Annotated in this window: 17 protein-coding genes; 12 read left to right on the forward strand and 5 right to left on the reverse strand. The window is 36.3% G+C overall.

Annotated features, from left to right (window positions below; all coding sequences use genetic code 11):
• Positions 1 to 42: 42 nt before the first annotated feature.
• Together F5ESL0260_RS03820 and F5ESL0260_RS03825 are read left to right on the forward strand one after the other, a co-directional pair.
• The gene (locus F5ESL0260_RS03820; RefSeq protein ID WP_147444115.1) at positions 43 to 507 is read left to right on the forward strand and encodes a hypothetical protein; all 465 of its coding nucleotides are present in this window, start codon (positions 43 to 45) and stop codon (positions 505 to 507) included.
• A 229-nt stretch (positions 508 to 736) separates the two neighbouring features.
• Positions 737 to 1,930 carry an MFS transporter gene (locus F5ESL0260_RS03825; protein WP_122025928.1) on the forward strand — a complete coding sequence of 398 codons (1,194 nt, stop codon included), beginning with the start codon at positions 737 to 739 and terminating at the stop codon, positions 1,928 to 1,930.
• 62 nt (positions 1,931 to 1,992) lie between these two features.
• Here the strand turns inward: F5ESL0260_RS03825 and F5ESL0260_RS03830 are convergent, their stop codons facing one another.
• On the reverse strand, positions 1,993 to 2,865 hold the full coding sequence (locus tag F5ESL0260_RS03830) for a LysR family transcriptional regulator (protein WP_122025929.1): 873 nt from the start codon (positions 2,863 to 2,865) through the stop codon (positions 1,993 to 1,995).
• Between the two features lie 144 nt (positions 2,866 to 3,009).
• Here F5ESL0260_RS03830 and glpK point away from each other — a divergent pair, with 144 nt between their 5' ends.
• The 6 genes from glpK to F5ESL0260_RS03860 all read left to right on the forward strand — a co-directional run bounded on the left by glpK (position 3,010) and on the right by F5ESL0260_RS03860 (position 10,078).
• Complete coding sequence (gene glpK, locus F5ESL0260_RS03835) at positions 3,010 to 4,524, forward strand: glycerol kinase GlpK (RefSeq protein WP_122025930.1); 1,515 nt, start codon at positions 3,010 to 3,012, stop codon at positions 4,522 to 4,524.
• A gap of 33 nt (positions 4,525 to 4,557) precedes the next feature.
• Entirely contained in the window at positions 4,558 to 6,300 is a 1,743-nt protein-coding gene (locus F5ESL0260_RS03840; protein ID WP_122025931.1) for an FAD-dependent oxidoreductase, read from the forward strand.
• A 228-nt stretch (positions 6,301 to 6,528) separates the two neighbouring features.
• Positions 6,529 to 7,491, forward strand: coding sequence for a mannose-6-phosphate isomerase, class I (manA, locus tag F5ESL0260_RS03845; RefSeq protein ID WP_122025932.1), 963 nt, complete (start codon positions 6,529 to 6,531; stop codon positions 7,489 to 7,491).
• 15 nt (positions 7,492 to 7,506) lie between these two features.
• Positions 7,507 to 7,902 (forward strand): SdpI family protein, encoded by a 396-nt coding sequence (locus F5ESL0260_RS03850; protein ID WP_122025933.1) that lies wholly within the window; start codon positions 7,507 to 7,509, stop codon positions 7,900 to 7,902.
• Positions 7,899 to 8,618 (forward strand): response regulator transcription factor, encoded by a 720-nt coding sequence (locus tag F5ESL0260_RS03855; protein ID WP_122025934.1) that lies wholly within the window; start codon positions 7,899 to 7,901, stop codon positions 8,616 to 8,618. Before F5ESL0260_RS03850 ends, F5ESL0260_RS03855 begins: the two co-directional genes overlap by 4 nt.
• Positions 8,619 to 8,626: 8 nt before the next feature.
• Complete coding sequence (locus F5ESL0260_RS03860) at positions 8,627 to 10,078, forward strand: cell wall metabolism sensor histidine kinase WalK (protein ID WP_122025935.1); 1,452 nt, start codon at positions 8,627 to 8,629, stop codon at positions 10,076 to 10,078.
• Between the two features lie 43 nt (positions 10,079 to 10,121).
• Here the strand turns inward: F5ESL0260_RS03860 and F5ESL0260_RS03865 are convergent, their stop codons facing one another.
• Together F5ESL0260_RS03865 and F5ESL0260_RS03870 are read right to left on the reverse strand one after the other, a co-directional pair.
• Positions 10,122 to 10,961: an SPFH domain-containing protein gene (locus F5ESL0260_RS03865; protein ID WP_233557712.1), complete on the reverse strand. Its 840-nt coding sequence runs from the start codon at positions 10,959 to 10,961 to the stop codon at positions 10,122 to 10,124.
• 53 nt (positions 10,962 to 11,014) lie between these two features.
• A complete protein-coding gene (locus F5ESL0260_RS03870) occupies positions 11,015 to 13,216 on the reverse strand; it encodes an LTA synthase family protein (RefSeq protein WP_122025937.1) in 2,202 nt (733 codons plus the stop codon).
• Positions 13,217 to 13,357: 141 nt separating this feature from the next.
• Here F5ESL0260_RS03870 and F5ESL0260_RS03875 point away from each other — a divergent pair, with 141 nt between their 5' ends.
• From F5ESL0260_RS03875 to F5ESL0260_RS03890, 4 genes are all read left to right on the forward strand, one after another.
• Entirely contained in the window at positions 13,358 to 13,984 is a 627-nt protein-coding gene (locus F5ESL0260_RS03875; RefSeq protein ID WP_046324683.1) for a VanZ family protein, read from the forward strand.
• A 79-nt stretch (positions 13,985 to 14,063) separates the two neighbouring features.
• A complete protein-coding gene (locus F5ESL0260_RS03880; RefSeq protein WP_122025938.1) occupies positions 14,064 to 15,413 on the forward strand; it encodes a glucose-6-phosphate isomerase in 1,350 nt (449 codons plus the stop codon).
• A gap of 143 nt (positions 15,414 to 15,556) precedes the next feature.
• Complete coding sequence (locus F5ESL0260_RS03885) at positions 15,557 to 16,945, forward strand: MFS transporter (protein WP_122025939.1); 1,389 nt, start codon at positions 15,557 to 15,559, stop codon at positions 16,943 to 16,945.
• A gap of 255 nt (positions 16,946 to 17,200) precedes the next feature.
• Complete coding sequence (locus F5ESL0260_RS03890) at positions 17,201 to 18,289, forward strand: PTS sugar transporter subunit IIC (RefSeq protein ID WP_046324686.1); 1,089 nt, start codon at positions 17,201 to 17,203, stop codon at positions 18,287 to 18,289.
• A gap of 105 nt (positions 18,290 to 18,394) precedes the next feature.
• Here F5ESL0260_RS03890 and pgmB read toward each other — a convergent pair whose 3' ends face one another.
• Positions 18,395 to 19,063 (reverse strand): beta-phosphoglucomutase, encoded by a 669-nt coding sequence (pgmB, locus tag F5ESL0260_RS03895; protein ID WP_122025940.1) that lies wholly within the window; start codon positions 19,061 to 19,063, stop codon positions 18,395 to 18,397.
• Complete coding sequence (locus F5ESL0260_RS03900; RefSeq protein WP_122025941.1) at positions 19,044 to 21,863, reverse strand: alpha-L-rhamnosidase; 2,820 nt, start codon at positions 21,861 to 21,863, stop codon at positions 19,044 to 19,046. Before F5ESL0260_RS03900 ends, pgmB begins: the two co-directional genes overlap by 20 nt.
• Positions 21,864 to 21,872 lie beyond the last annotated feature (9 nt).

Below are 21,872 nucleotides of genomic sequence, written 5' to 3' on the forward strand. Positions count from 1 at the left end.
TCAATCATTGGGTTGAAGTAGCAAAAGATATTCGAAGGCGATGTGATCAGAATATCAACTTTTGGTGTGATAGTGTTAGGTCGGAAAATATTAACGAATTTATTAGAAGGCAAAGAACGTGAAAAGCTACGAAAAGATTTGGTGCAAGAACTAAAATTAACTAATTTAGCAGTCGTTGATATTAATAATAAAGCAGAGGAATTGGATAGTTATTTTTCAGAAATTAAAAATATTGTTGTTTCGCCAGGTGCAGGTGTAATTCAGTTACATCGAAATTCTCTTAATCCAGAAAACATTGATTCACTAACAGCACAAAATAATGATGTATCTCCAATGCAAATGAATGGTAATGGTCTTGAATTTATTGGCCCTAATGGCTTTTATAGTGCAATTACAAAAGGCAGAGTTGTAGGAAACCTGCTTGAAGGAGTTATGTTAAGGCTATGGAAATTGATGCATTGCGGATTAATGGTTCCTTGGTTTCAACCACTCCTGGAGGCTCAATGACTGTTAATATCGGTACTGATCCTCCAGGTAGCTTGTCTCCTAATTTCAGGGTTCACATCAATATTCATAGGGCTTTATTTTGTCTCCGCACGGCATAGAAGGACCAAACTGATTTTATATGAGCATAATTCTAAGTTTTGCGTCATATTGATATATTTTCAATTAAGTCAATTTATCTGCGCTATAATAAATTTTAATAGATACTAATAGATATAACAAAGAAGTTACAATGAAAAATTTATCACAAAAAAACAAATTACTTTTAGGCTATGCTATTTCGGGAATAGGAGATCAATTCTACACCTTTGCAATTCCGCTTTTAATGCTTTCTAGAACTCATTCATCAGTTATCATGGGACTTTTAACGGCAGTTGAATATTTGCCAACGGCGCTCTTTGGATTGACGATTGGACCGCTTTTTGACATCTATTCCCGCAAGAAAATTATGTTGTTGTCATTAGTCATGCAAATGATTCTGATTATTATTGCCCCGTTTTTAGTAATAAAAAACTTTTCTATATATTGGCTTTTATTAGTAGTATTTCTGCTAGGCACATTTGATTTAATTACTTGGACTGGATATCAAATATTCATAGCTGAATCAGTTAAAAAAGAAGAACTATCATCTGTTTCTGGTCAAGTTGGTTTGATTTCTTCTTTACAAAAAACTTTTGGTCCTGGCATCGCTGCTATAGTCATTAATTTAATTAATTATATCGGTGGTTTTTTACTCGATGCTCTAAGCTTTGGCTATTTGACTTATGTTGTTAAGGGCTATGAGCCATTGCATAGGGAAAATAAGTTATTGAAAAAGAGCAATTCGTTTATTAAAAGTGCTAAGAAGGGAATTTCTTTTTTATTTGCTCATCACAACATTAAATGGTTAATTGCCAGTTTCTTTGTGGCTAATGTTGGTTTTCAGGCGGTTGTGCCTATGTTAACTTTTTTATTAAAACAAAAAATGCAGGTTTCCGTTAATCTCGTTAGTATCTTTTTCACAGTCGCCGCTGTCGCCAGTATTATTGGCAACTCTGTCTATTTAAAAATAAATAAAAATTTGAAATTAGGTACGCAAATGCTGATGATCGCTTCACTGATAATGATTGGCTTTATAGTTATGCTTAATGTTCAGTCATATCTACTAGTTACTTTTGGTTATGCTTTAGTTTCGTTTGGTAGTGTCTGGTCACAAGCTAATTTTTTTACTGTAATTCAAGCAGAGACTCCAGACCGGTATAAAGGCACAATCACATCAATTTCAACTTCGTTAACTAGAATTATTGGACCGATTATGTCGTTAATTAGCGGTTTTCTCATTAAGGCGGAGGTACATGCAATATTTATTGTTGCGGCTATCTGTATGTTCGGTTCCATATTGATTACTGTATTCAGCGGTTTAAGCAAATTAGGCAAGTTGGAATAGTAAATATTTAATCATTGCCAAAAACGCGGTAGCAGAAATTAATTTATCATCATTAGAATTTGCTAATCAGTTGCACGTTCCAAAATATTGGCGAGAGCCGGATTTTTATAAATAGCCACCACGTCATATTTCAGTTCAGGCAGTTGAGGTAAAAAGCAGAGACAATCATCATATTTTTTTGGTATTGATAATTCTCGCGGATAAATTGCCAGACCATGATTTAAAATAACATTCGATACTGCTGCGTCGAAACTGTCTAGATAAATGATTTGAGAGTAGTCAATGTGCATGTTACGCAGAATTATTTTGATTTTTGATTGCACGTCATTACTATCTGTAGCAGTCCATTTTTGTAAAAAAAGGGGTTGCCTTTTAATAGTCTTTTTGCTTATATTGCCATTTTTAGTTAAAGAACTCTGATTAAGTAAAATGCTAAAATTGGCTGTTCCAATTTTTTTAACGTGAATATCTTTAATTTTGCTTACCGCCGTTGAAAAACCAATCAGGACGTCATAATTTCCTGCATCCAACTTTGTAAAGCTTGTCGCAAAATTCTCTGTATCTAATTGTAATTGTAATTTGGGGTTAGATGTTAACAAAGATTGTGCTAATTTGACTGTCCAAAAACCAAATCCATGCAGATAATGAATTTTTAGGATACTAAAAGAATTATTTAACTGGGTTATTTTTTCAGCAAATTCGTAATAGGTATTTAAAAGAGGGATGGCGCAGTGATAGAGATTGCTACCTGCTAAAGTTACTTTAAAATGGGAGGTCGAACGGTCAATTAGCTGCACTCCAAGTTGCTTTTCCAAATTTTTAATTGCGTTGCTAATCGCGGTTTGAGAAACAAAATTTCTCTTAGCGGCCGGAGTAAATCCTTGAGTTTCTACAACATCTATAAAATATTTATATGCTAATAGGCTATATTTCATCACATTTTGTCCTTTTACTTATAACTTTATCTAATAAGTTATCATCATTATATGTTAGCGCTTACTAAAAAGCGAGGGTAAAATTGAATTGTAACGACAGTTACCTTTACTAAATTAGTTTTGTAACTAAAAAGGAGAAGTATAATGGCTGAAAAATATATTTTAGCGATTGATGAAGGTACTACAAGTACACGTGCAATTATTTTAGACCATTCTGGTAAAAAAGTAATTGATTCACGGAAAGAGTTTAATCAATATTTTCCTAAACCTGGCTGGGTAGAACATGATGCTAACGAAATTTGGAATTCAGTTTTATCGACTATTGCCAATTCGTTTATTAATTCAGGAATTAAGCCTAACCAGATTGCCGCTATTGGTATCACTAACCAACGGGAAACTACTGTAATTTGGGATAAGAAAACTGGCTTGCCAATCTATCACGCAATTGTCTGGCAATCTCGGCAAACTTCAGATATTGCAGATAAAATCATTGCTGACGGGTATTCCGATATGATCCATGAAAAAACCGGTTTAATCCCTGATGCATATTTCTCTGCAACTAAAATTCGCTGGATACTTGACCATGTTCCTGGCGCTCAGGAGCGTGCTGAAAATGGTGAATTATTATTTGGCACCATCGATTCATGGCTCGTCTGGAAACTGACTGGCGGCAAAGTTCATGTCACTGATTACACTAATGCCAGCCGGACAATGCTTTTTAACATTACCAAACTTGATTGGGATGATGAGATACTAAAATTATTAAATATTCCAAGAAAAATTTTACCGGAAATTCGTTCTAACTCCGAAATATACGGTACTACAGCAGAATATCACTTCTACGGTAGTCAGGTTCCAATAGCTGGAATGGCTGGTGACCAGCAATCAGCTCTGTTTGGCCAATTAGCTTTTGAACCAGGAATGGTTAAAAATACTTATGGAACCGGTGCGTTCACTGTTATGAATACGGGTGAAAAGCCAAAATTCTCGGCCAATAACTTGTTAACGACTGTGGCATATGGCATCAATGGCAAAGTAAATTATGCTTTGGAAGGTAGTATTTACGTTGCCGGTTCTGCTATTCAGTGGCTGCGTGATCAATTGGGCATTATTGATGATGCCCCGCAATCAGAAGAAGCCGCAAAACGTTCCAAGGATAACAATGAAGTTTTTGTCGTTCCAGCATTTACCGGTCTTGGTGCACCATATTGGGATTCTAATGTCCGTGGTTCAGTCTTTGGCTTAACTAGAGGTACGACAAGGGATGATTTTACCAAAGCAACTTTACAATCTTTGGCTTATGAAAGTCGCGACGTTATTGATACTATGCATGAAGATACCAAAATTAAAATTCCTAAATTAAAAGTTGACGGTGGTGCTGCTAATAACGATTATCTGATGCAATTCCAGGCAGACATTTTAGGAATTGAAATAGAGCGTGCGGCTAATCTTGAAACAACCGCTTTAGGTGCTGCTTTTCTTGCTGGCTTGGCCATAGGTTTTTGGAAAGATTTTGAAGAAATAAAGAAAATCCAAAAAGTCGGTAAAATATTTAAACCACAAATGAGTGGCGCCGAAAGAGACCATCTATATGAAGGGTGGAAATCAGCTGTTAAGGCTGCTCAAAGTTTTTCTTACAAACCTTACCAAAAGAATTAGTTATCAGTTTTACTAAAAGAAAGAGGTTATACCATGACGTTTTCAATTAAAACCAGACAGGAAGAAATTGAACGTTTAAAAAATGAAAAATTAGATTTATTGGTTATCGGTGGCGGTATTACTGGAGCTGGCGTTGCATTGCAAGCTAGTGCAGCTAAGATGAAAACCGGTTTAATCGATATGCAGGACTTTGGTGGCGGAACTTCATCACGTTCAACCAGGTTAGTTCATGGTGGTATTCGCTATCTTAAGACTTTTGATGTCCAAGTAGTTTCTGATACTGTCAAGGAACGTGCAATAGTTCAGCATATTGCTCCTCATATGACTAGGCCTGACCCTATGATTTTGCCAATTTATGATGAACCGGGAACAACCTTTACCATGTTTTCGGTCAAAGTAGCAATGGATTTATATGATCATTTAGCTGGAATCGAGGGTGACTCTCCTTTAATTAAGTATGCCAACTATACAATGGATAAAGCAGAAACTTTAAAACGTGAGCCACAATTAAACAGCGAAAATCTACAAGGCGCGGGCGTTTACCTTGACTACCAAAACAATGACTCCCGTTTAGTAGTAGAAAATGTCAAAAAGGCACATGAATTGGGGTGTTTGGCTGTTAGTCGCCTGAAATGTATTGCGATCCTTCATAACGATCAAAAGCAGGTTAACGGGGTACGCGTCCATGATAACTTAACCGGTGAAGAATTTGAAATTCATGCAGATGTAGTTATTAACACCTCCGGGCCTTGGTCCGACTTAGTAAGACAGGAAGATAAAGCAGTTTATAAGAAGCCACGTCTGCGTCCTACAAAAGGTGTTCACTTAGTAGTTGACCAATCACGCTTAACTGTGCCGCAACCTACTTACTTTGGCTCAGGTACAGCAGATGGTCGTATGATTTTTACTATTCCAAGAGAAGGCAAAACCTATTTTGGCACTACAGATACCGACTTTACCGGTGATTACGCTCATCCAACTGTTGAACAAAGCGATGTCGATTACTTATTAAATATTATTAATAAGAAGTATCCTTCCGCTCATTTAACTATTAACGATATTGAAGCTAGCTGGGCTGGAGTGCGTCCTCTAATTGAAGTCGAAGTTGAAGGCAATGAAGCAGCAGATGCAGCAACTGGGGCCAGTGTCTCTGACAGTACTTCAGCACCGTCCGCTGTCTCTCGCGGTAGTTCATTAACTGAAGCTGAGGATGGCTTAATTACTCTAGCTGGTGGTAAATTAACAGATTATCGTATTATGGCTAATGGTGCCATGAAGAAAATACAGCAAAAACTTCATGACAAGTTTTCTAAGAACTTTACTTTACAAGATTCTGCTGAAATTAAAGTTGCAGGTGGTGATTTTGATTCCGATCATGCAGAAGAAGAACTTGCTCGGATTGCTAAAGATGGTGTAGCGGCTGGTATTACAGCTGATGATGCTAAGGAAATTGCTAACCTGTTTGGTTCACAAGCAGAACAAATTTTTGACTATGCAAAAACGATTAAGCCCGCTGCAGGATTAAGTCTAGGCGAAACAGCTGCCCTTGATTATTCGCTAGCTGAAGAAATGACATTGACACCTGTTGACTACCTCTTAAGGCGTACGTATCACATCTTATTCAAGAGTGATACTTTAAGTCAAGTTAAAGAAGGTGTCATTAACCACATGTCTGATTACTATGGCTGGGATAAAGAGCAAAAGACTCAATATGTACATGATTTAGATCAAGAAATAGCACAATCAAGACTAGATAAACTAAAGAATAAAAAATAAATGATTATCAAATAGAAATAGTAGTAAATTATTCCCCCAAAAAGCCCGTCAAAACAAACAGACGGGCTTTTTCTTGGCCTTTTTAACCGCACTATTACAATTAAATTATTTTATGTGAGCAAGGAATATGAAAAAGTATTATTATAACAATAATAAATGTTGTCATATTTGAAAAAATAGTTTTAAATTTACATCTTAAAAGATTAAACTAATAGAGAGGTGATTAAAATGGAGCCAATTTTTCTCACTCCTTATTTCAGACCAAAAATTTGGGGTGGACGCAAATTGAAAACAATCTTTAATTATAATATCCCAGATGGCAAGGTAGGAGAAGCTTGGGTAATTTCCGGCTATAAAGAGGATGCTTCTACAGTAATCAATGGTCAGTTTAAAGGGCAAAGTCTGCGTCAGGTTTATCAAGAAAATCCGACGCTATTTGGCAATCCTGAAAGTAAAGAATTTCCGCTGCTTGTTAAGTTCCTGGATGCAAATGATAATTTGTCTGTCCAGGTTCATCCCAATGATGAATATGCTCGCAAAGTGGAAAATGATAGCGGAAAAACTGAAAGCTGGTATGTTTTACAGGCTGATCCTGGATCATATCTAATTTATGGGCATACTGCCAAAACTCGCGCAGAACTGACTGAAATGATAGAAAAGGGAGAATGGGATAAACTTTTACGCAAAGTACCGGTAAAAACTGGTGATTTCTTTTATGTCCCCTCAGGAACAATCCACGCGCTTACTAAGGGGATACTAGTTATAGAAACCCAACAATCTAGTGATGTGACCTACAGGTTGTATGACTATGATCGTGTTGACCAAAAAACCGGTAAGAAACGCGAACTACATACCCAAAAATCAATCGCTGTTACACAGGTCCCACATGTTGATCCTAAACTGGATATTAAAACAGATCACGTTCAGGATGCTACTATAAAAACTTTGGTTGCACCACCCGTTTCACCTCATTTTTATTTGTGGCAAATAGATTTAGCTGGACAATGGCGCACTGGTTTAAATAGTCACCCCTACTTATTAGTAACAGTTATTAAGGGAACGGGCACTCTTCAAATTGAAAGTAAATCATATGACCTAGCAATTGGAACAAATCTGATAATTCCTAATAACATTAAAAAATTTACATTCACAGGTAATATGAAATTGGTTATTTCTACGCCTAATAATTAAGGAGAATAATAAGATATGATCTATATAGCTTGTGGCTCAATTATGTTAATAGTTGGGCTATTATGGCTCATTTCACCTCCGAAAAGACCTTGGCCGTTTTACGGATATTATTCGTACTTGGCCACAGTGAATAAAGCAAGTTTTAAATTTGCTCAGCATAAAGCAGGTGGTTATTTTATTATATTTGGTTTAATGCAATTATTATTAGGAGTTGGAATCCATTTACTTAAATGGGATCGTTACTTTTTACTTTGGCTGCTGACATTTTATCTTTTCATTATCTTTCCAATCATGGCTACTGAAAAAAGTCTTAAAAAATTTTTGATAATTCGTCATGAATTGCCAGCAGATTATATAGACCCTGACAAAGTAAAAAAGGAGAGAACAAAAGGATTTAGGGACAGAAAATGAAACTGAAAATTTTAATGGTCGAGGATGATCAGTCGGTTGCAGAAATGATGGGGATGTTTTTCGAAAAAGAAGGATGGTCCATGGATGTTGCCACTGATGGGGAACAAGCCGTTAAAATGTTTGCTGAGAATCCTGATCAATATGATTTGATCACTCTAGACCTTAATTTACCTAAAAAAGATGGCATAGAAGTTGCTAAAGAAGTTTGTGCAATCTCACCATCAATTCCAATCATTATGCTTACTGCGCGCAGCAGTGAAGAAGAACAAATTCAAGGATTTAATGCTGGTGCCGACGACTATGTATCTAAGCCATTTAGTCCTTTGGCACTAATAGCACGTATTAAGGCTTTGCAACGAAGAATCAGAATTGATGATAAGCAGGAACAAGCCAAGGCAGCAGAATCCGGAGAAAAATTTGATGTGGTAACTAATCATATTAAAATTTCTACCAGCAGACGTGAAGTATTATATGATAATAAACATGTTCAAAATATTACACCAAAAGAATTTGATTTGTTATATACCATGGCCCAGAAGCCAAAGCAGGTCTTTTCTCGTGAACAATTATTAGAATCTGTTTGGGGTTATAATTATTATGGTGAAGATCGCACCGTGGATGCACATATTAAAAAATTGCGCCAAAAATTGGAAAAAGTAGGTGCAAATGTCATCCAAACCGTTTGGGGTGTTGGCTATAAATTTGATGATTCGTAGGCTTTATTATGAAGTTGATTTATCAGCATATGCTTAGTTTTTTACTAATCATTATTACTACGGTATCGATAATCGGTTTTTCTGAAATCAATAATACTACTCAGCAGTCATATGAATATAATTATCAGCGAATGGAAGATTTTGCCGCGGCGTTAGGGACTTTGGCTACAAATGATAAAAAGGACGGAGCAGCAATGCTGAATCCCAAATTTTTAAATAAGCTGGAATTTGTCCTTCATAGCGATAGGGTGTACCTTAGCGTTTTTGATGCACGTGGTTCACAAGTTTATCCTCAAAGAAATGATAAAATTAAACTTACTCCTCATCGCCTGAGGCAATTAAAACATGGCAAGAAGTTACGTATTAAAAATAATAACGAAGCACTTTCCAGCTTAGGCTATAAAAAAGATGCTTGTACTGGTGTACTTTTACCATGGAAGGATAAAGGCAAATTTATGGGAGCAATGTGGTTAGGAGTCAGAATTGCCCAAGTGGAGCGGCCTGTAAGAATTGCCAAGCAAAATCTCTTCAACGCATTAGTTTCTGCCATTATTGTAGGTTTAGTACTCAGCTTGATCCTTTCTTTTTATGCAACCAATAGAATTAAAAAGTTATCTGTCGCTACCAAAAAAGTTACAGCAGGTGACTTTGATGTGCAGACACATTACAGTGGTCATGATGAAATAACTCAGCTGGCTGATAATTTTAATCAGATGGTTCGGACATTAAAAAAATCAAATCAAGAAGTGAAAGAGCAGGAAAAAAGGCGAGACCAGTTTATGGCTGATGCTGCTCATGAGATGCGCACGCCTTTGACTACGATCAATGGTATTTTAGAAGGCTTACAATATGATGCAATTCCTGATAAAGCTAAGCCCAAGTCTATTGCCTTGATGAGTAGAGAAACTAAACGTCTAATTCGTTTAGTCAATGAAAATTTAGATTATGAAAAAATTCGTAATAATCAAATCAATTTAGTTAAAACGCGCTTTAACGCCAGAAAGACATTTGACGATGTAACAATGCAACTTAAGCAAAATGCTGCTAAGGCTGATGATACAATCTTTATCACTGCTCCCCAAAATTTGCCTGTGTATGCAGATAAGGATCGTTTTACCCAAATAATGGTTAATTTGGTACAGAATGCAATTCAGTTTACTGCTAATGGTAAGATTGAAATTAGCGGTTATAGAATTGCACACGCAACGGTAATTACGATTAAAGATAATGGTATTGGAATGAATCAGCAACAAATTAAATACGCTTTTGAAAGATACTTTAAGGCTGATCCTTCACGCAGTCGCTCTGGTAAAGGAGAATATGGTTTAGGATTATCTATAGTTTCTTCTTTAATCAAACAGCATGGTGGTAAAATTAGTGTCCAATCTGCAATAAATCAAGGAGCGGAATTTACTATCGTGCTTTTTGACCAGGGCTATGAACAATATCTTGAAGATTAAAAAATCATTTCCTTTTTTGGAAATGATTTTTTATGTTTATAACCTATTTGTCATTTTTAGTTGTTTCGTGCCAAACTTTTGCAGTTACAGGAATTGAACCAAGATTAGTCATTTCATCTTTTCCTACCACAATTAGATTATTGGGACCTTTAGCTAAATTATTGAAACTGTCTAAGCTTTGATTCTTAAAATAGCCATCACTGGCTTTTGCTAAGGTCAATTGTAACTGGTTAATGCGATACGCTTCTGCGTCTGCTTCGGTTTTAACAGCTTCAGCTTTGGCCTTTGCTGTAGCAATCAGAGCGTCATTTTTAGCTTTGGTAGTTAATTCAATATTTTTAGCTTCACCTTCCGCCTTTTCAATAGCTGCTATTTTTTCACGGTCTGCAGTAAGCTGCTTATCCATTGCTCTTTGAATCTCTGGACTAGGTAAAAGTTCATCAATATTGACCCGAACGACCCGAATGCCATAAATGTCTGTTAAATCGCCAATAGCTTCTGAAAGTTGAGTGTTAATGCTGCTAGTTGAGCCTAAGGCGTCGTTTAAGTCCATTCTTCCGATGATGTCACGCAAGTGTCCCCGAATGAGTTCGACCATAGATTTAACTGAATCCGTGTTGTTGTAAAAATACTTGTACGAATCTGTTACCAAATAATTTAGAGTTAGACTGGTAGTGATTTCTGCATTGTCTTTAGTAATAATTGAATATTTGGAGATTTCTGCGGGAAACATTGCCAGTGAGACCTTACGTAATCTCTGAATTACTGGAATAATCAGTACTAATCCAGCCTTTACAGTTCTGGAATACTTTCCCAGTGTTTCTATTAGGCCTTCATTATTTTGAGGTACAACCCGGCAGCAGGAGAGTAATAAAAGTACAATAACTAAAATAATTACTAAATAAAGCATTTTAATCCTCCAAAGATTCCGAATCTTTATTTTTCTTTATTATATGACTTTTTATCCTTTTTACTAGATTTATTTTTCTTTTCAGTTAAGTGATTACCAGAAACAGATTCAGGAATGGTGGTAATTTCTTCTTCACGTCCCTTTAATTCGATGGCGTCTGTCTTATACAAACCGGTAGTAGATTTGCGGTGTTTACTTATCAGCGCGGTTGATTTATTGTTTAACTGCTGTCTAATGTCTTCCATTTGTTTAAAATTAGTTAAGTAGTCAAACTCATCTGGGTCAACCGGTTTAAAACCGCTGGGAGTGTAAAATCGTAACAAATTATGATTATTTAATAAATCTGAGTATTTTAATGATTTTTTACCTTCTTTTGCTAACTCGTTTATTTCATATTTCTCTTGTTCAGTAAAATTGATAATTTGCTTGCCGCTTTTACGGTCATAGACTACTCCCTTAAGGCCCTTACCACCGATAATGACGTACTTTTGACTAACAATCGTGCCATTCCTAAAAACAACCCACGGACGATATTTGGGAGCTAACAGATCATGGCCAAATTGAATATAATTACGGTTAGAAATGCCTAAAAGATGAAGTATTGTTGGCAAAACATCAATTTCACCAGCGACTTCGTGTTTAATTTTTCCTTTGAGATTGGGTGCGTGGATCATAAAAGGCACGCGTTGCATTTGTACGTTATTGAAAGCATTCCAGGTATCAGAGCTTTCACCAACAATCGGTGCTAAAGTTTCATTCTCCGAATTAGTTAAGCCGTAATGATCACCGTAGATCACTACCATAGTGTTTTTGATTAAACCGGATTTCTTTAAGTAATCGAAAAATTCGCGAATAGATTGATCCAGATAATGGGCTGTTTCAAAGTAGTTGTTAATTGACTTGTCCGAAGTATCACTGGTTTTAAACGTTGGATCCAGATCTTCTTCATCCATATCAAACGGTGTGTGATTAGTTACGGTGATGAATTTAGTATAAAAAGGTTGCTGCATTCTTTCTAAATATTTAATACTTTCAGCAAACAATATTTTGTCTTTAATACCGTAGCCAATGTGGTCGTTTTTATCATGGCTAAAGTAATTTTGGTCAAAGAAATAATTATAACCAAGATTTTTATAAACATCATCGCGATTCCAAAAAGTACCTACATTACCATGAAATACCGCTGACGTATAGTTGCCGTGTTGACGTAAAATCTGTGGTGCAGCCTGAAAGGTGTTTGAACTGCCCATCGCTGTAAATAAAGAACCATCAGAAATACCGTATGTGCCAGTTTCCAGCATGTTCTCCGCATCACTGGTACGACCAATACCGACTTGATGGTAAAAATTGGCAAAGCTCAAAGTGTGTTTGTCGTGATAAATTGAATTGAGGTAAGGTGTGACCTCTTTTCCGTTAATTTTCAGATCAATCAAAAATTGTTGAAAGCTCTCAAGGTGAATAATAATAACATTTTTGCCCTTTTCTTTACCGAAGTACTCTGGATTTGCGGGCAATTTATTTCTTTGGTTATAAGTCAAAATTTTGTTTAAATCGGCAGTATTGGCATTTCTATTTACCTGTTCCGTTTGTTCATTCTTAATACCATCATAGACAGTATAAGTATTAATACCGAGGTACTTGACAATGTATGAACGATCAAAAGTTGTCCCTAATAACCTTGGTCTGGATGATTCGGCCAGAAAAATATTTAGAACCAAAACCAAACTACCGACAGAAGTAACAGCAAAAGGGGTAAGAAGGCCAAAAGATTCTTGATCAATTTTTATTTTGTGAGTGATTAATAGTGTAACTACAACGATAAGATCAAGCCACAATAATAGATCGGAAGGCTGAAGTAGTGCGACAGCGCTTTTTCCTAAACCAGGAGCGACTTTTCCAGCATTAGTTATGGTCTTGACGGTGATAAAATCAGAGAATTGACGGTAATAAAGAATATTTGCAAATAACAATCCAGAATTTGCAAAATCAAGCAGCAGCATGGCACAATAAGAAACAAGCGGCTTAGAAAAATAAAGTCCAATGCTAATAAGTAAAATAGCACTGCCAACCGGACTCAGCCACATTATAAAATGTTGATAGGGGTCGGAAATACCCAAGTTGAAATCATGATAGGCAGCAAAAATGTATTTCAGTGTAAATAAAACAACCAGAAGGCAAAAAAAGCCTATACGAGTCTGAATGAAATTGGTCAGATTTTTTTTATTCAAAATGAACTCTCCCTTATCAGACTATTTTAAAAGTTTCTGGACTTTTAGACAATCTTTTCCAAATAGTTAGACCTTTTTTAATAATTAAACAGGAAATTTGAGTATAATTTAAATGAACTCTATTTTAGGAACTGAACCAGTATGATATTTTTAGGACCAATATATAACCAGCTTTCACAACTTTATGCGACCAAAATAAATCATTTTGCTTTGATTAAGCTAATCATGTTGGCACTTGATAAAACTCTTTTTTACTTTTTATTTTTTATGGTAATGCGTTTAATTTGGCTGATGACTATTAGAAGCAGACGTACAGTAAAGTCAGAAGCAGCAGTATGGCTATTTGCTTTTTATTTGATATTAGTTTTAATGTTGACGACTTTTCGCAATACGTATTTTCCTTGGAATCTAACCTTAAACCTTCACAGGCCTCTTAATGAAATTAATTTTGTCTTTCTCAGGGAAACGTGGAAAATGTATCACGCTCAAAGTAGGCTTGATTTTTTTTATAATTCTTTGGGTAACATTCTTTGTTTTGTACCTTTTGGCTTTTTGTCACCATTTGTTTTTCCCAAAAAGCAAACGTTCTGGCGGGTTTTATTAGCCGGAATTATTTTTTCGGTTTTCATTGAAGGGATGCAATTTTTGCTTGAAACTGGAGTGACCGATATTGATGATGTGTTCTTTAATAGTTGCGGCACGGCGGTTGGCTATTTTGGTTACTTATTGGTTATGTTAATCAGGAGAAAGTCTCGTAAAACTAACTAAAAGGTCTGGCATTTATAAAATAAGATTGCTAAAATGTTCTTGTGAAAGAAGTATTTAATTCAGTAAGGAGAGCGTAAATATGAGTTTAATTAAATTTGATAGCACCAAATTAACCCCATTTGTTCATGAAAATGAACTAAGTGAAATGCAGGCTATTGTTGATGCTTCTGCTAAAGAGCTTAAAGATGGCACAGGTGCAGGTAATGATTTTCTAGGCTGGATTGATCTGCCAGTTAATTATGACCAAGATGAGTTTGCCAGAATTAAAAAAGCCGCTAAAAAGATTCAAAGTGATTCTGAAGTATTGGTATGTATCGGAATAGGTGGTTCTTACTTAGGTGCTCAAGCTGCCGTTGAATTTTTGAATGGCGCGTTTTACGGTAAGGGTAAAGAAAAATATCCTACTATTGTTTTTTGCGGCAATTCATTGTCCGGCTCATACTTACATGACTTAATCGAGTGGGTTGGCGATAAGGACTTTAGCGTAAATATTATTTCTAAGTCTGGTACAACTACTGAACCAGCTGTTGCTTTCCGCATTTTTAAAGATAAATTAATTAAAAAGTATGGTGAAGAAGAGGCTAAGACCAGAATTTTTGCTACCACCGATAAGGCTAAGGGAGCATTGAAGACTGAGGCAGACGCTGAAGGCTACGAAGAATTTGTTGTGCCGGACGATATTGGTGGTCGTTACAGCGTTTTGTCGGCTGTGGGTCTTTTACCAATAGCTGTTTCTGGAGCTGATATTGATCAGTTGATGAAAGGTGCTGCTGATGCCAGAGCCGATTACACCGATACAGACTTGAGTAAAGCAACCCCTTATCAATATGCTGCATTGCGTAATATTTTGTATCGCAAGGGTTACACTACTGAAATAGTTGAAAATTACGAACCAACTTTAAGAATGTTTAGTGAATGGTGCAAACAATTAATGGGTGAATCTGAAGGTAAGGATAATAAAGGTATTTGGCCAGCAAGCGCCAATTTCACTACCGACCTTCATTCATTAGGACAATATATTCAAGAAGGCAGAAGAAACCTCTTTGAAACTGTTATTAGAGTTGAAACCCCCACAAATGATGTCGAAATTCCTTCTGATGATCGCAATTTAGACCAGCTGAATTTCTTATCCGGTAAGAGTTTAAACTTTGTTAATGAACGTGCTTATGAGGGTGTTGTTCTGGCTCACACAGATGGTGGAGTACCGGTAATGACAGTTAACATTCCAGATCAAACTGAACATACTTTAGGCTACTTAATTTACTTCTTTGAGTTGGCTATTGCTGTTTCTGGTTATGTCAATGGCATTAATCCATTCAACCAGCCAGGCGTTGAAGAATATAAGCGTAATATGTTTGGTTTGCTTAACAAACCAGGTTATGAAGAATTACACGATGACCTAGCTAATAGATTTAAACAGGAAAACTAATTTTTATTTATTGCAACTTCTTTTAAATAAGACTAACATAAATATATAGAGATTAACCTGTACATCATATATAGTGATATTTAATCATAATGGAAAGGGTAAAAGTTTATGACTTTTAACCCTTTTTTATTAAGGAGAAATATATGGAAGAAAAAAGAGAGACACCAAAACGGGTTTTGGCGATTATCAGTTGTGCTTTAATGGCTTTTGTTTCAATACTAACTGAAACTAGCTTAAATGTTACTTTTCCCACTTTAATGAAACAATTTCATATCGGTTTGGGATTAGTTCAGTGGACTACAACTGGGTACTTACTGACAATTTCTGTAATTATGGTTGCGAGTTCATATTTGAATGATCGTTTTTCCGCGAGACAATTATTTTTAACTGCTGCAATTGCTTTTATTGCCGGATCGGTTGTAGCGGGCTTTGCGACTAATTTTGGGGTCTTACTGGCAGGTCGCTTAATTTCGTCAATCGGTGCTGGTCTTTCAATTCCATTAATGTTCAACATGGTTGTTGAACTGATGCCGCAAGAAAAATGGGGCTTTTACATGGGACTAACAGGCTTAGTTATTATACTTGCACCATCTTTGGGGCCAACCTTTGGTGGCACTGTGGTTTACTATTTTGGCTGGCCACTAATTTTTGAAATTGTAGCTATAATTGCAATAATCATCATGATCTTGGGCCTATTTGTGGTAGAGCAATACCATGAAAAAAAGCATCCCAGCTTTGACTGGTTAAGCTATATCGTTATTGCCAGTGCAATGATTATTTTTAACTTAGGCTTTAATCGCATTAGTAATGGTTTAACAGATGTTGGCTTTTGGCTCAGCATGGTAGTAGTGGCGATTTTAGTATACGTATTTATTAAACTTTCACGCTCAAGTAAGAAGAAATTAATAAACTTGAGTATTTTCAAAAATAAGCCCTTTATTTTTGCCATGATTTCCTATCTGTTACTTCAGTTTATTAATATTGGCACCAGTTTTGCCGTTCCTAACTACGTGCAGATTGTTAATCACGCTAGTTCTCTTGTTGGTGGTTTAGTTTTACTTCCGGGATGTATTATTAGTGGTATCTTAAATCCGTGGTTTGGACGTATTTATGATAAAAAGGGTGCACCGTTACCTTTGTTGACTGGAACAGTATTTTGTTTAACAGCATGTCTGCTTTTTGCGATTTTTAGCTTAAAAATTAGTACAGTGATGGTCGGAGTCTTTTACGGAATTATGATTATTGGTCGCCAAATGGCGTTTAACAACACAATGGCAGAGGCCTCAAAACTGCAACCAGAAGAATTGCATACTGATGCTACTGCAGTCTTTCAAACTGGCCAGCAATATGCTGGCTCAATGGGGACTACCGTAATGGCTGCCATTATTTCTTCTTGGCAAAAAAGACCGGGCAATTATGCTGCACTCACTGCTCAAGGAAGTCAAGAAGCCTTTCTATTTTTGACGTTTGTCAGTGTCATAATTTTACTAAGTTATTTAAACTTGTTTAGATTTGAGCAAAAATTGAGATAAATAATTAAATAGTTTCGTTAATTGCTGTAACTTCATTTGCAATAAATGAAGTTATTTTTTTGCCAGATAATTAACATTAAAATAAATTAACATTTTAGTGTACATTTTTAAATAAAATGATAAAATACTTAATAATTAATTTTAAGGGAGGAAAAAGCAATGAGACGAATTAGCAATCAGCATATTTCGATTTTGTCACAAATTATTTTGCTGACAAAGCATACTTAAGAACTATTTAATTAAAGGAGTATAAATATGGCTGATACAACCAACACCAATAAACTAACAGTAAAAACTTTTCTTAATAAGATTTTAGCCGGAACCGCAACTGGAATTATTGTGGGGCTGATTCCCAATGCAGTTGTCAGCGCAATTTTAAAGTTATTTGGACAAAATCCGGTGACTGCAACTATTAATCAAGCGCTTTTGATCTTTCAATGTGCTACGCCACTATTGATTGGTGCGTTAATTGCGATTCAATTTAAAATGGAGCCACTCGATGTTGCTATTGTAGGAGCTGCCGCATATGTTGGTTCTGGGGTAACCAAGTTTGTGCCACAGATTGTTAACCCAGCTACTAAAGCTCAGGGAGTTTTTGTATCTGCAGGAACAGGCGATCTGATTAATACCATGATTACCGCTGGTTTGGCTGTGGGACTTTTGCTATTAGTTGGACAACATTTTGGCTCTGTCAAAATTGTTGCCGCACCGATTTTTGTGGGTGGTGGAGCTGGTCTAATTGGCATGTTAATTTTGCCTTATGTTAGTAAAATTACCACTTGGCTAGGCACTGTAATTAACTCCTTTACTAACCTGCAACCAATATTAATGTGTATTTTAATTTCCTGTATGTTTGCAGTCTTAATCATTTCGCCAATATCAACTGTTGCTATTGGTATGGCTATTCAGTTAAATGGTATCTCCGCGGGAGCAGCTGCGATGGGAGTGGCCGCAACCACTTTGGTATTAGTAGTTCATTCCTGGCGTACTAATAAATCAGGAGTTACCATCGCCATAGCACTAGGAGCTATGAAAATGATGATGCCTAATCTTTTCAGATATCCAATTATTGTTTTGCCAACCTTAATTACTGCAGCTCTTTCTGCTATTCCAGTAGCTTTATTCCATGTTAGTGGCACACCAGCTTCTGCTGGTTTCGGTCTTGTTGGCTTAGTTGGACCTCTTGCCTCATTAGACGCTGGTAAAGCAAGCATTAATATTGTAATGGCGTTAATTGTCTGGATAGTATTTCCGGTTGTAGTAGCAATGATTTGTCGCTTTCTTTTTGAAAAAGTATTTCATCTTTATGATGAAAAAGTTGCCTTTGCTTATTTAGGCGAATAATTATTTCTGTCATTAAAAAACCAATCCTTACTTACATCAATTTATTTTAAACATCAAAAAACTCGTGAAAAAATATTATTTTATTCACGAGCTTTTATTTTCTAATTATTTTTCTAAGCTAAATTTTTTCCAGGCAGTTTCGATTTGCTTATAGTTTAAAGCTGCTGTTTTAGGGAAAAGGACTTTAGCATCTTTGAGGTCTTTCTTAGAGCCAACACCAACGGATAATGCCCCTGACTTATTAATTGCAGTGATGCCAGCAATTGAGTCCTCAATACCAACGCAGTCTTGTGGCTTGAGACTTATGGCCGCGGCTGCAGCAATAAAGATATCTGGAGCAGGTTTACCAGCAGCTACTTTACTAGGATCGGCAATAGCATCGAATGCATCTGTTAATTGTAATTTTTCTAAAATAAAGGGGCCATTCAGACTCGCCGAAGCCAAGGAAAGTCTGACATTATTCTTCATAAAGGAAGAAATCAATTCATTAATTCCAGGCAAGATATTTGCGGGTGTTAAATTGGCCAGCAAATTGCGGAAAATATTATTCTTCTCATTAGTCATTTCATTAAACTGTTCTTTTGAAACGGAGATAGCTAAAAAGTTTAAAATTGCTTTTAAAGAATCACTGCGATTAACGCCTTTAGTTTGCTTTTCCAGTTCATCCGGCAACTCAAGATTGAAATGATTTTTAATTAATTTGCGCCATGCCTGGAAATGATAGACAGATGTATCTGCGATGACTCCATCTAAATCAAAGAGAACGCCTTTCATTTAAAAACTTCCTTTCACTTGCTACAGGTGTTGTGTCAAGTATTTTATTAATTTGGGTAAAATCTTCGTCTGCGATATTAATAAAAGGCAACAAACCGTTTAACTTTACCAGGGAATTTTCGCCAAATTTTGCGAGATTATCAGGATCTTGCAAAAAATCAAAGACTGGATTAATTGACTTTAATTGTTTAACAAGCTCTGAATCTTTCATTAGTTGTTTGGCAGGCATGTTGATATTGTAGTATTCGATATAACTTCTTTCAGGTACATAAGAGATTGTAAAGTCACCATTAGTTAATTCCAATGGCATCGATGCTGGCTGACCATTAAGTTCTACTTTATTCTTCACTCTAGGTAATTTTACGGTTACTTTTTGACCAAACGGAATATTAAGCGTGACTTTAATAGTGTGCCGAGTATCAGTTTCAAGTTGGTATGCCATTTTGAGGTCACCATATGAACTGTGATAGTGTCCATAAACCTTTTTAAACCGATAATCAAATTGAGGCGCAAAGAGCACATTTTGGTAGCCCTTGGTTTGCTTTCTTAATCCCAAAACTTGTTGATAAACCCATTGCATGATTGCACCGATTGAATAGTGGTTAAGAGAATTCATTCCTTCAGGATTCATTGAGCCATCAGGCAGCACGGAGTTCCAACGTTCCCAAATAGTAGTAGCACCTAAATTTACTTCATAAAGCCAGCTTGGAAAATCTTCATTTAGAAAAATTTGTGTCGCTAACTTATGTTCGCCATTTTCAGATAAAACCTGACAAATAAAAGGCGTTCCAATAAAGCCAGTTTGCAAATGGTTGTGATCCTTATTTAACCTTTGAACTAAATCTTTAACTACACGTTTTTTCTGTTTTTCTGGTACTAAATCGAAATGAAGGGCTAGGGCGTATGCAGTTTGTGTGTCAATTGCCAGCCGGCCATTTTTAGTAATAAATTCGTCTTTAATGGCTGTTTTAATAGCTTGAGCTTGTTGTTCATATTTCTTAGCATCACTGGCATTACCTAAAATTTTAGCTGTTTGAGCAACAATCCAACTGGAATAGGCGTAATAAATTGAAGCAATATAATCTTCGTCAGTCTTTCCACTAGGCAGCGCTGGGTTTTCACCATCTAAAGACAGCCAATCACCGAATTGAAAGCAACCAGTCCAAAGATTCTTGGTAGTGGTTGCTTGACCAATCCAATCTACCCAGGACTTCATACTGGAGTAATTTTGTCTTAAAATAGCCGGATCAGCTGTTGCTTGGTATGCTGTCCAGGGAATAACGGTTGCGGCATCTCCCCAAATTGCTGCACCACCACTATTATTGCCCATTGCAGGAGCATACATTGTTAGCATTCCATTGTGTGCAGCCTGTTCAATTTTCATATCTTTAGCATATTTTTTGAAAAAGGCGTATGCATTCATATTTAAAATGGCAGTGCTGGCAAAGACGTCGGCATCACCGGACCAGCCTAAACGCTCATTTCGTTGTGGACAGTCTGTTGGAACATCAAAGAAGTTGCTTTTTTGACTCCACAAAACATTCTGGAGCAGACGATTAACTTTGTCATTAGTAGTTTCTATACCACCAGTAATTTCAAGATCGGAATAAATTACCGCTGCCCTAAAATCATCCTTTCTTAATGGCTGAGAATTGCCGGAAACTTTAACATAGCGGTAACCGTAGTAGGTGAAGTGTGGTCTAATCCATTCTTTTTTACCATTCGAAACATAATGAAAGGCAGCACGAGCTAATCGAAGATTATCCCGGTAAAAGTTACCATCTTGCAGAATTTCTCCCACTTGTAAATCAATTTCGCTGCCAGAAGGTTCCTGATTTTTGAATTCTGGCCAACCAGCCTGATTTTGACCGAAATCAAGAACAGTTTCGCCTTTAGGAGTATGAATAATTTCTTTAATAGGCAAATATTCTTTTATTTTTAATGGTAGGCTTAAACGGTCGTGCAATATTTCTTTAGAATGGTGTAATACGATTGCCGGTTGCCAATTAGTTATTTTCTTGGTAGCGTCAAAGTCTTCACCATAATAAATGGCTGATTTGGTAATTTTTCCAGCAGTAGTTTTCCAAGAAGCGTCTGTATTTATCACTTGGCTGCTGCCATCATCATATGCGATATGCAGTTCAGCAATGGCCATTTGCTGGTCGCCATAAATGCAATCTTTACCACCATCAAAGCCAAAGTTGCCTTTATACCAACCATCACCAAGTGAAATCAAAAGCTCTTGCTGTGATTTTTTCCCCAGCATTGCGGTAACATCATAAGTTTGAATCTGTACTAGCTTGTCATAAGCTGTGACGCCTGGTGCAAGAAACTCATCACCAATTTTTTGCTTGTTTAAATAAGCTTCGTAAACACCTAAACCGCTAATATAAAGACGTGCATTAACAACTTTCTTAGGTACAGTAAATTCTTTCTTTAAAAGAGTATTTTGAATGTTTTTATTTTCGTTGCCAATCCATTCGGCTGTGAAAGGCTCATTCATCTTACCAGTTTCAAAGAAACTTTTTGCGCTTGTCTGGGTATCAGCGTTTTTTAGCCAAACAGTAACGTCATATCTCGTGCGTGGTTTAAGCTCCAATTCAAAGTCAAAGTAATTGTTGTCATATTGTTGCCACTGACTGTCAAAAATTGGTTCATTTGCATCAATTGTTATTCTTTTTTGAATATTGCTTGAAATCTGACTCGCTTCAGCGCTGAATTCAATTCTCAAATGATTGTCTAAATCATAACCAAGAGGCTCAGTATAATGGTTGACTGAAATATCTTTAATTTTTAACATTGTTTTTCC

This window comes from Lactobacillus sp. ESL0260 (assembly GCF_003692935.1).
Classification (GTDB): Bacteria; Bacillota; Bacilli; order Lactobacillales; family Lactobacillaceae; genus Lactobacillus; species Lactobacillus melliventris.